The 10,664-nt window shown below is 65.7% G+C and carries 12 protein-coding genes; 6 read left to right on the top strand and 6 right to left on the bottom strand.

Features of this window, described 5'->3' with window-relative positions:
- Both KVP10_RS20800 and KVP10_RS20795 read left to right on the top strand, forming a co-directional pair.
- A partial coding sequence (locus tag KVP10_RS20800; RefSeq protein WP_217966671.1) for a hypothetical protein occupies window positions 1-248 on the top strand: 248 nt, incomplete at its 5' end.
- A gap of 160 nt (window positions 249-408) precedes the next feature.
- Entirely contained in the window at window positions 409-618 is a 210-nt protein-coding gene (locus KVP10_RS20795) for a cold-shock protein (protein WP_217966670.1), read from the top strand.
- Window positions 619-850: 232 nt separating this feature from the next.
- Here KVP10_RS20795 and KVP10_RS20790 read toward each other — a convergent pair whose 3' ends face one another.
- From KVP10_RS20790 to KVP10_RS20770, 5 genes are read right to left on the bottom strand one after another with little or no spacing between them, the layout of a single operon-like run.
- On the bottom strand, window positions 851-2,005 hold the full coding sequence (locus tag KVP10_RS20790) for a thiolase family protein (protein ID WP_217966669.1): 1,155 nt from the start codon (window positions 2,003-2,005) through the stop codon (window positions 851-853).
- Window positions 2,002-3,426 carry an AMP-binding protein gene (locus tag KVP10_RS20785; RefSeq protein WP_217966676.1) on the bottom strand — a complete coding sequence of 475 codons (1,425 nt, stop codon included), beginning with the start codon at window positions 3,424-3,426 and terminating at the stop codon, window positions 2,002-2,004. The genes KVP10_RS20790 and KVP10_RS20785 overlap by 4 nt, the downstream gene beginning before the upstream one ends.
- 5 nt (window positions 3,427-3,431) lie before the next feature.
- Complete coding sequence (locus tag KVP10_RS20780; RefSeq protein ID WP_217966668.1) at window positions 3,432-4,010, bottom strand: biotin transporter BioY; 579 nt, start codon at window positions 4,008-4,010, stop codon at window positions 3,432-3,434.
- A 43-nt stretch (window positions 4,011-4,053) separates the two neighbouring features.
- Entirely contained in the window at window positions 4,054-4,647 is a 594-nt protein-coding gene (locus KVP10_RS20775) for an energy-coupling factor transporter transmembrane component T family protein (protein WP_217966667.1), read from the bottom strand.
- Window positions 4,640-5,395: an energy-coupling factor ABC transporter ATP-binding protein gene (locus tag KVP10_RS20770; RefSeq protein WP_217966666.1), complete on the bottom strand. Its 756-nt coding sequence runs from the start codon at window positions 5,393-5,395 to the stop codon at window positions 4,640-4,642. The genes KVP10_RS20775 and KVP10_RS20770 overlap by 8 nt, the downstream gene beginning before the upstream one ends.
- 350 nt (window positions 5,396-5,745) lie before the next feature.
- Between KVP10_RS20770 and KVP10_RS20765 the strand changes: the two genes are divergently transcribed.
- From KVP10_RS20765 to KVP10_RS20750, 4 genes are all read left to right on the top strand, one after another.
- Window positions 5,746-6,111, top strand: a complete 366-nt coding sequence (locus KVP10_RS20765) for an I78 family peptidase inhibitor (protein ID WP_217966665.1) — start codon at window positions 5,746-5,748, stop codon at window positions 6,109-6,111.
- Between the two features lie 494 nt (window positions 6,112-6,605).
- Window positions 6,606-7,316 (top strand): GntR family transcriptional regulator, encoded by a 711-nt coding sequence (locus KVP10_RS20760; RefSeq protein WP_217966664.1) that lies wholly within the window; start codon window positions 6,606-6,608, stop codon window positions 7,314-7,316.
- 129 nt (window positions 7,317-7,445) lie between these two features.
- On the top strand, window positions 7,446-8,387 hold the full coding sequence (locus KVP10_RS20755) for a Bug family tripartite tricarboxylate transporter substrate binding protein (protein ID WP_343218786.1): 942 nt from the start codon (window positions 7,446-7,448) through the stop codon (window positions 8,385-8,387).
- 33 nt (window positions 8,388-8,420) lie between these two features.
- Window positions 8,421-9,482, top strand: coding sequence for an isocitrate/isopropylmalate dehydrogenase family protein (locus tag KVP10_RS20750; RefSeq protein WP_217966663.1), 1,062 nt, complete (start codon window positions 8,421-8,423; stop codon window positions 9,480-9,482).
- A gap of 100 nt (window positions 9,483-9,582) precedes the next feature.
- Here the strand turns inward: KVP10_RS20750 and KVP10_RS20745 are convergent, their stop codons facing one another.
- Window positions 9,583-10,473 carry a LysR substrate-binding domain-containing protein gene (locus KVP10_RS20745; protein WP_217966662.1) on the bottom strand — a complete coding sequence of 297 codons (891 nt, stop codon included), beginning with the start codon at window positions 10,471-10,473 and terminating at the stop codon, window positions 9,583-9,585.
- Between the last annotated feature and the right edge of the window lie 191 nt (window positions 10,474-10,664).

Here is a 10,664-nt window from a genome sequence, read left to right as displayed (position 1 = left end):
CTATGAATACATCTCGGATTCCTAAGATAGAATCTACTGGGGACATCGGTATTCGCTCCATTAAGCTCGTTCTTCGCAAAAACAAGTTTAATGAATACCGCTTGTCCCCCGTTCATGAGGAAGAGCCTATGGCTAGCGATATGGCTAAGGAGGGGGTGCCTTCTGGCTTACCGGTACTTCTGCGTAACGGCACCAGCTTCCCAAAATTGTCCGCGCACAAATACCTTGATGGCTCGCATATAACGTAACCTCAGCACGCCACCAAGCCGGAAGGTGTCCGTGATATCCAGGCGCTCGTTACTTCATCTCCATGCAGTCGTGCGTTATTTGGTAACAGTGCTGGTTATTCGCGGCGAGAACCCCCATACTGAACTCGGGGATATTCTTCCCTTTTACCTAGGACATACATTGAAGACAGAAATCGGTATCGTGAAGTGGTTCAACAGCGAAAAAGGCTTCGGCTTTATCATGCCTGAGTCGGGTGGCAAGGACCTCTTTGCGCATTACAGCGAAATTCAGGGCTCTGGCCATAAAAACCTGGAAGAGAACCAACGAGTTTCGTTCGTTGCCGGGGTTGGCCAGAAAGGCCCGTGCGCAACGCAGATACAAGTTATCTGATATACGTCTAGCAGCTAGCTAGTCAAAAGAGAGCCGTTCCCATTAAGACTGGGGCGGCTTTTTTTTATTTGGCATCGCTGTCGGGAATCGAGCCCGGCCATTATTGGATGGTGCACCCCGCCGGGGGCCTCTCATAGAAGAGCGGGGAGCCTTGCTTGCCCCATACGAGACAGTGTCAGCCCGAGGCAAGATTGGATCGCGCAGGCGCCGTAGCCTGGGCTGCGCCCGGCGGCTACAGCTTCTCGACGACCGCGGCTGCGCCTATGCCGCCCGCGCCTGCCACAGCCGCGAGGCCTAGCGCGCCTGGGCTTGCATCGGCATCCAGGTCTGCGAGCAGGCGCACCAGCGCGATCGCGGCCGAGGCGCCGATGGGGTGGCCGCGCGCCAGGCCGCTGCCGCGGCGCGCGAGCCGTTGCGGATCCAGGGCGAAGGCATCGCAGAAACTCAGCGCCTGCACGGCGAAGGCGTCGTGCAGTTCGATGGCTGCGCATTGCTCGATGTCCAGGCCCAGCCGCTGCAGCAGTGTGCGCGCGGCTTGCGCGGCGGCAAGCAGGGGTGTCTCGGGGGCCGATCCCAGCGAGGTGGAGCCCATCCAGGCCGCTCGCGGGCGCAGGCCCAGGCGCCGGCAGGCTTGCGCGGTGGCCAGCAGCACGAAGGCGGCGCCGTCGGCCTTGGGGGCGATGGACAGCGGGCTCAGCGACCATTCGGCGGATGCGTCGGCCGTGACTGCGGCCGGCATCCGGGCGGCGCGTTCGGGTGTGATCTCGCGTGGATAAGCGTCATGGTCCAGGCCGGCCACGGGAACGATTTCACGGGCCAGTTCATCGCGGGCCGCCAGGGCCCGGGCATGGCTGGAGATCGCATAGGCGTCCTGGGCGCTGCGCGTGTAACGATGGTTCGCGGCATAGCGTGCGGCCGACTGCAGCATGTCCGGATCGCGCGCGGGATCGGGAGCAAAGGCGGGACGTTCGTAGGCCAGGGCCGGATCTCCCGGTCGCAAGGGCCGGTGTTGGCGTATGGGGGCGCGGCTCCAGGCCTCGACGCCGCCGGCGATCGCTACGGAGGCGTTGCCGCTGGCCAGCAAACCCGCGGCCAGCGTCACGGCGTCCAGGCCGGCGCAGCATTGGGTATCTATAGAGTATGCGGCGCAGCGCTCGGGCAGTCCCGCGGCCAGGCCCAGCATGCGCGCGGGGTTGCCGCCCGCGCCCAGCGCGTTGCCGGCCACTACGGCGTCTACGGCTTCGGGCTCGATGCCGCAGCGGGCGAGCAGTTCCCGCAGCACCGGTGCAGCGATTTCATGCGGCTGCAGGGCCTTGAACGCGCCGCCTTTGGGCGCCACGGCACTGCGCGCCCAGCCCACGATGCGGGGATCGGGCCGCGCGCTCATGGCAGTACCCGCAGGCGCGGCTCGCCGCTGTCCGCGGCCTCGGCCGTTGTCGCTGCCGCAAGGGCGGCGGCCAGGGCTGCGTGATTCGTCTTGGAACTGACAGTCAGGGGCCAGTGCTGGCACAGGAAATAGCGTCGCGGCGCCTTGTAGGGCTCCAGCCTGGCCCGGCACCACGCGGCCAGCTCCGCCGCGCGCAATTGCGCGCCGTCGTTGGCCAGGACGACGGCCACGACCTGCATGCCGCGCAACTCGTCAGGCACGCCATGCACGGACGCTGCGGCCACGCCGGGATGTGCGGCCAGGACGGTCTCGACTTCTTCAGGGAAGAGGTTCTTGCCCTGGGTGACGATCATGCGTTTCTGCCTGCCGGCCAGGCACAGCCGGCCTTGCTCGTCCAGGTATCCCATGTCGCGCACCGACATCCAGTCGCCTTTGCGCAGGGCCGCGGTGCCGTCGTCCCCGCCGCCCACGTAATCCATGAATAGCATGGGGCTGCGCACATAGATCAGGCCCGGCGTTCCCGGGCCTTGGGCGCCGCGCACGTCGATCTCGACCTTGGCGAAAGGCCGGCCCACGGCTTCGGCGGGCAGGCCCGGATCTGCGTCTGTCCAGGCGATGAAACTGGTTTCCGAGGCGCCGTAGAACTCGACGATCCGAGCTTGCGGGAACAGGGCGCGCAGTTCGACGGTACGGTGGCGCATCCAGCGCGCGCCGCTGATGATGACCTGGCTGACGCCATGGATGGGCGCGCGCTTGCGTCGCGCGGCCAGTTCCAGCATGACCAGCAGTTGGCTGGGCACCGCCATCAGGCACGAGGCGGCTCCCTGTTCCAGGCTGTCCAGCGCGCGGGCGGCGGAAAATTGTTCCTGCACCAGGACTCCGGCGCCGGTCCATAGCCCCAGGAGCATGCCGAACAGGAACAGCGAGTGCGAGCAGCGCCCGGGCGCCAGCACGCGCGTGGCGGCGCCAGGCCCGAACGCGTCCAGGCAGGCGCGAAAGCTTTCGGTCCAGGATCGGTGGGTACGGCGAAAGCCCTTGGGCAGCCCGGTGCTGCCCGAGGTGAATCCGATATAAAAGGGCGTGGCTGGGCCGGGAGAGGGTGGCGCCGCAGTGTCTTGCGGGATGGAGGCGAGCACCTGGCGGCGCACGACGCCGGGCCAGTCCGGGTCGCCCACCGCGGCGCAGCGGCCGCTGGCGACGATGCCCAGGAAATCGGCCACGCGTGCCGGCAGATCGGCATGTTCATCGACCCAGACCACGGCCGGTGCGCTGGACTGCGCCAAGGCTGCGGCGCGTGCGCGCACGGCCTGGTCCAGTTGCGCGAAGTTCATGGGCCGGCGGCCATCGTCGATGGCGATGGCATCGGGGCGGCAACGCGCCCAATGCGCCACCGGCGCATCGACGGTCGCGAATTCCGGCATGTTTTTCAAGCCGCGATCCGGCCCTCGAGCCCCCAATCCGGAATGCTGCGCGCCACGGTATGGACCACCAGGGTGCAGAGCACGCACTTGATCAGGTCGCCGGGCACGAAGGCCAGGGAGGCGACTGCCGCCTGCCACGGCGTAAGCCGCGCCAGCACGACCAGGCCCGCGATGCCGAAGGCGTATTCCACGACGATGCCGCCCACCACGCTGGCCGCGAAGGCGCGCAGTGCCAGCAGGCGCAGGCCTTTGCCCGGCAGGGCGCGCATGATCCAGCTAGTGGCCATCGCGCCGAACAGCATGCCGATCAGAAAGCCGCCCGAGGGCGCCACGAATACCCCCAGGCCGCCCCGGCCCCCAGAGAGCAGCGGCAGGCCCAAGGCCACTGCGCCCAGGAACAGCAGCAGCGCCTGGAAAGCCTGGCGCGGCGCCAGCAGGCATCCGGCCAGCATCACGCCCAAGGTCTGGATGGTGATGGGCACGCCGAAGGGCAGGTCGATCTTGGGTATCAGGCCGAATACGGCCATCAGCGCGGCGAACAGGGCCACCAGGGAAAGGGATCGGGAAGGCGTGGCTGTAGTCATGATTGGACTTGAGTAGGAATGGCAATTCGGAAGCAAGGCAAAATCAGCCGCCCAGGCGAACGGCCAGGGCATCGGCCACGCGGCGGGCGGTCAGCAGCATGCGCACCGTCAGCGGCGCCAGCAGGGCGAAGCCGCCGGATTTGCCGGAACGGGCGCGGTAAGCGTCGTCCATGCGCCGCCATTGAACGAAGAAATGCTCCGTATAACGGAGCATCAGTCCTATGCCCAGGGCCAGTCGGCCGGTGCGGAACCCCATGCGGCCGAACGGACGCAGCAGGGTTTCGATGACATCCAGCAGTTCGTCGTAGCGGGTGGTCAGCGTCAGCATCACGCCCAGCAGGGATGCGCTCATCAATCGTAGCACGCTGGCGGCGCCCAATTCGGGGTGCCCGGCCAGCACATGGAATACAGCAACCAGCGCCGATGCGGCGGCGATCGAGGCGACCAGCCGCAGCGCCGGCCGTACCGAACGGCCCAGCGAGGCGAATGCGGCGCCCACCACCGCCGTGCCGGCGACCAATACCGGAAGCTTGCCGGAAATGAAGAAGGCCGTGCCCAGGGTGGCGATCACCAGCAGTTTCAGGCCTGCCGGAACCGCATGCAGCCAGGTTCGGCGGTCGCTGTAGAGGCTACGCACGGCAAGCCTGCAAAGCCGGATGAGGGCGGAGCGCGGAAACATCTGCCGTGCGCCGGAGTACGTCGGCCTCGTAGTCGGCGCACACTTGCGCGCCCGGGCCGTCCGCGCGCACCAGCCCGCGTTCCATCCAGATCACCCGCTCGAAGTCGCGCACATGTTCCAGCACATGTGTGGATATGAGAATCTGCTGTTCGGCCCGAGCAAGCTCGGCGGCAAGGCGGATCTGGCCGGGCAGGTCGAGGCTGGAATAGGGCTCGTCCAGCAGCAGCACGCGCGGCGCGGCGATCAGCATGGCCAGCAGGCAGACGTGCTGGCGCTGGCCCTGGCTGAGGCTTTCGATGGCGCGATCGGCCCAATTTTCCAGGCCCCGGGCGGCCAGGAATTCGCGGGCCCGTTCCCGCGCCTCGCGCCGCGGGAGCTTCCGGGGCGACAGGCTGAAGGCCAGTTCCTCGACCACCGTGGGAAAGACGATCTGGTCGTCGGGCGCCTGGAACATCATTCCTACCAGGCCCGGCAAGCGTGCACGCGCGGTGCGCACATCGCAACCGCAGACCGAGACCGAGCCGCTGGCCGCGGCGTCCAGGCCGCAGATCAGCCGGAACAGGCTGCTCTTGCCCGCGCCGTTGTCGCCGATCAGCCCTATGCGCGGTTCGGTCAGCGACAGCGACAGCCCCCGGAGCACGGTGGCGGAACCGCGCAACAGTGTGACGTCCTCGATATCGATCCGGGGCGTGTCCGGAGCATGCATGGTATGAGCCTCGCGCATCAGGGCGCAAAAATCCGCGCCGTGAGTTCGCGTCTTCGCAGGCATGGCAGTACTGGGAGTTCTCGCGATGGCAACGGGTTGGCCTTGCGCCGGGTGCTTTCCCCGGCGCAAGAATCCGTCTGTTTCATTATGACACGAACCCCCGGGGCCGCCGGGCCCTGGGCTGCAGCTCGGGCCGCAAGAGGGCGGGCATGGGCGGCGGGCCATAGCGGCTGGCCGCGCGCAGCCGCCTGCTGGCGCTGTTGGGTTTAGACAGCATTGCGGCCCGGATCCGGCCGCCTGATCTATCATATGCAGGTACACGTGCCTAACAGTAAGAGTAAGGAGCCTACATGATCAGGAAGCTGTTTTGTATTGCGGTATTGGGCATGCAAGCGGCCTGCGCTTCCACGGGATTGCACGTCCCGGGGGCCGCCTCGCCGGATGCCGCGCTGACCGGCTCGGGCGGCGATACCGCCATGGGGATGGACAGCGGCGGCATGGGCAACCAGCCCGGTGTTTGCAATGACGACGTGGTGCAGTCCTTGGTCGGCAGCAAATTCTCGCAGTCCCTGGCCGAGCAGGCGCGTACGCGCTCGGGCAGTTCGGTGTTGCAGATCGTCAAGCCCGGGCAGTTGATGACCACGGGTTACAACCCGTCCCGCCTGGATCTCATCGTCGACGAGCACGGCGTGCTCAGTTCTATTCACTGCGGCTGAGCTTTTTTCGCGGGCGGCACCGACGGGCGACCTGGGCCGCGCCGTGCCTGGCCCGCTGTTCCATACATTTTCAGTCCGGGCATTCGGAGCCCGGCCCTGTCCACATCGATCGGCATTCCGTGTCGACCGGCCTGCAAGTCCCCCTATCCCTTTGCCGCCCCAGGAGTTCTTGCTTCCTGCCGGGCGCCTTGAGTCGTGATTCTGGCCGGCCGGTGCGCCCGGCCCCGAAATCCCGATGCTGCAGGTACTGTCGGCATGGTTGGTACTGGGCCTGGATGTCGCAGCCGGTCTTGTTCAATATATTTATGTATGCAAAAATATATTGAACCAGGCGGACGGGCATGCATGCGGTGGTCAAGCAGGCCGTGCATGGCGTCGCTGATTTTCGTGGCCGATATTTGAATTGAATCGGCATTGCCGCCGTTGCCTGGGCCGGCCGCAGAACGCCAGCCCGTAGTGCCGATTGCGTGAAGTTTCCCTGCACAACGTCCGCCATGCCCGTATCCAAGCACAACACGCAGTTCTTTGCCGCCTACAACGACATCAAGCAAAAAATCCTTGGCGGTTTTTTTTCTCATGATGACAGGTTGCGCGAGATCGAAGTCGCGAATCTGCTGGGCATGGGGCGCACGCCGGTGCGCGAAGCGCTCAAGCGGCTCGAAGACGAGCGCTTGCTGACACACGAGCCGCGCCGCGGCCTGGTTGTCACCCGAATCGACCAGCAGGGCGTCGCCGAGTTGTATTCCATGCGCGAAATACTGGAGGCCGCCGCGGCGGAATTCGCCGCGCGCCATGCCACGGACGCCGAGATCGACAATATGGAATCCATATTGGCCGAGGAGTCGCGCCGCGGCGCGGACCCGGTGGCCGCGAATCTCGCGTTTCACGATGCCATCTATGGCGCCGCCCACAATCAGCACTTGATACGGTCCCTGAAGGCGGTAACCGAGACCACGTACTTGCTGGGCCGCAGCACGCTGCAGAACCCGCAGCGTTCCGATGCCGCGATCGACGAGCATCGCGCCATTGTCGCGGCCATTCGTGCGCGCGATCCGGAGGCCGCGGCCAAGGCGGCCAGGCATCACATCCGCCAGGCCTTTCTCGAGCGGCTGAAGATTCTCAGGGAGCGGGCGAGCGCACCCGGCACGCATCCCTCGCCGAAGACGGGCGCCGCGCGGCGAGCGCGGGCCGTCCGCGGCACCTGAGCCAGGTGCGGCATGAAACCAGGAGCGAGCATGGAATCCAGCGTTATGAAGAATCGCACGGCCGATGCCGGATGGGGCGGGAGCGTGCATATCGGCCGCCGAAATCTTTTGACCGCCGGATGCGGCGCCGTGTTGCTGGCAGCCGGACAGCGCGGCGCTTTGGCGGCGCAGGCATACCCGGCCCATGCCGTCAATGTGGTCGTGCCCTACGCGCCGGGAGGCCAGGGCGACCTCTTCGCCCGCGTGCTGTCCGACCCCTTGGGAAACCTGCTCAAGCAAACCGTCGTCGTGGAGAACCGCCCGGGCGCCACGGGCATGCTGGGCACCCGCTACATCGTGCGCGAAAAACCCGACGGCCTGAACCTGCTGCTGGGCCAGACGGGCGAGATTGCCATCATTCCCTCGGCCAACAAGAACGCCGGCTATGACCCGCTCAAGGATCTTGCCCCGATAGCGCTGGTGGGCGATTCGCCGCTGGTGATGATTACGTCTGCGAAGTCGCCTTTCAAGACCGTACATGACCTGCTTGCGTTGGCTGCCGGCAAGCCCAGGCAGGTGGCCTACGCCTCGTCGGGGACGGCGACTCCCGGGCATCTCGCGGCCGCGGCCCTGGCCCTGGGTACCCACTGCGACATGATTCATGTCCCCTACAAAGGCGCCGGCCAGGCCATGACGGATGTCATCAGCGGCCAGGTCGGTTTTTTCTTTTCCAGCGCATCGGCGGCGATGGGACACATCAAGTCGGGCTCCGTCAGGGCCCTGGCCGTCGCATCGACGCAGCGCATGCCCGCGCTGCCGGATGTGCCGACCATAGACGAAACCGTGCTCAAGGGCTTCAACTACAGCCTGTGGGGCGGCTACTTCGCGCCCGCAGCCACCCCCGCGCCTATCGTCGGGCAGCTCAATCGCGACATCAACACGTTGTTGGCCAGGCCTGCGATCCGTACGCGTTTCGAGGCCGACGGCGCCGTCGTGAAAGCCAATACGCCCGAGCAATTTGCCCAGTTCGTCCGGGCCGAAGCCCTCAAATACCGCAGCCTGCTGAAAACGACAGGCATCACCATAGGCTGACCGCCGCAACCCATTGCAACGAGGTAACTTTCGATGAAGATAATAGTTCTGCCCGGCGACGGTATTGGCGCCGAAATTACCGGCGCCACCGTCGGAGTGCTGGAAGCGGCATCCAGCTGCTACGGGCTGGATCTGCAACTCGAGCGCGAGGCCGCCGGGCATGAAAGCCTCAGGCTGCATGGCGCCACCGTCACCGATGCCTTGCTGGACAAGGTAAAGGCGGCCGACGGCCTGGTGCTCGGCCCCATGGCCACATATGACTTCAAGGACGAGTCCAAGGGCGAGATCAATCCGTCGAAGTTTTTCCGCAAGGAACTCGATCTTTACGCGAACATCCGGCCCGCGCGCACCTATAAGGGCATGCCGGCGCGGCTGGGCGAATTCGATCTCGTCGTGGTGCGCGAGAACACCGAAGGTTTTTATGCCGATCGCAACATCGAGTCGGGCTCCAGCGAAATGCTGATCACGCCCGATGTGGCGATATCGCTGCGGCGCATCACACGGCAATGCTGCGAACGCATCGCCCGTTCCGCCTTCGAGCTGGCCATGATGCGCAAGCGTCACGTGACTATCGTGCACAAGGCCAACGTGCTGAAGATCGCCGACGGCATGTTCATAGATATCTGCCACGAAGTAGGCAAGGAATTCCCCGAGGTGAGCATCGACGAAATCATCGTCGACGCGATGATGGCGCACGTGGTGCGCGCGCCGCAGCGCTTCGACGTGATCGTCACGACCAATATGTTCGGCGATATTCTGTCGGACTTGACCGCGGAACTGTCCGGCAGCCTGGGCCTGGGCGGCTCGCTGAATGCGGGCTCGCGCTATGCGATGGCCCAGGCCGCGCATGGATCGGCCCCCGATATCGCGGGGCAGGACATTGCCAATCCGTTTTCCCTGGTGCTGTCGGCCGCGATGCTGCTGGGCTGGCATGGCCAGCGCGTGGGCGATTCGCGCTTCCTGGAGGCCGGCAAGGCCATATCCGAGGGCGTGGCCCAGGCCATCGAAGCGGGGGAGGCCACGCGCGACGTTTGCGGCCGCCTTGGAACCCGGGCCACCGGGCTCGAGCTGGCGCGTCGAGTGGCGGGCGTATAGGCAGCGCCTCGGCGCTGACTCGGGGAGCCCGCGGCTGCTTGTGTCGTGGCCGGGTGCGCGGCGGCTGCCTTGTCCGTACCCGGCGCCCGTGTCGTCTGCTTTACCGGCCTCGCCTGGCCACGTCCACGAAAGCCTGGATCATGGCGTTGCGCCGGTTGCTGGACGATGCCAGGGCCAGGTCGTAGCGCAGCAGTTTGCGCGCATTGGAAATTTCCACGAAGCTGACGTTGTTCAGGTGTATGGTTTTCATGGCTCCGGGCACCACGGCCACGCCCAGCCCGCTGGCCACCAGCGTGAGCACGGTCAGCATTTGCGAGGCTTCCTGCACGATGCGTGGGGTGAAACCGGCCGCGTGGCAGGCGGCCAGCACGGCGCCGGCGAACCCGCGGCCTTCGGCGAAGGGAAAGGAAATGAAGGCTTCGCGCGGCAGGGCGGAGAGCGCAATGCTCTTGCGGCCCGCCAGGCGATGGTTGCCCGGGACCGCCAATACCATGGTCGCCGTACGCAGCACCGTGATGTCCAGGCCGGTCGTGTCCGCCAGCGGCGGCACGATGATCGCCGCATCCACCGACTGGGCATGCAGCGCTTCGATTTCCTTGCGAGTGGTTTCGGCCGTGAGCACCAGGCGCAAGCTGGGATAGGCCGCCTGGAAGCGCTGCAATACGCCGGGCAGGAAATCCAGCGCGGCGCTGGGCACAAAGGACAGGCGCAGCACCCCGGTCAGGCCGCGCTCTACGCCCTGGGCCGCTTCGATCGCGAATTGCGCCTGTGCGATGGTGCGCCGCGCTTCTTCGAGAAATATTTCCCCCGCCGGAGTCAGGCGCACATAGTGGCGAGTGCGATCCAGCAGCTTCGCGCCCACGCTTTGCTCCAGCCGGCGTATGGCCATGCTCAGCGGCGGCTGGGACATATGCAGCCGGCGCGCGGCCCGGCCGAAATTCAGTTCGGTGGCGACCATCACGAATTGCTGCAGTTGCCTGATGTCGATCATGCCGTTGGGCTCCGTGCCGATTGCGTTTGTCCGGGAATAGCCGGATCGATGGGCCACGCGCCGGGCGCCGATTCTTGATTCATTAATAGTATTACGAAGTCGCATGAATAGTATTGGAAATATTGCGCGGCACTTCCTATACTGAATTCGCAGTCCCGCAGTCCCGCAGTCCCGCAGTCCCGCAGGTTTTG

Source organism: Candidimonas humi (assembly GCF_019166065.1).
In the GTDB taxonomy this organism is placed as follows: Bacteria; Pseudomonadota; Gammaproteobacteria; order Burkholderiales; family Burkholderiaceae_B; genus Candidimonas; species Candidimonas humi.
Note: the sequence above shows the minus strand (reverse complement) of the source record. Positions and strands in the feature narration are given on the sequence as shown.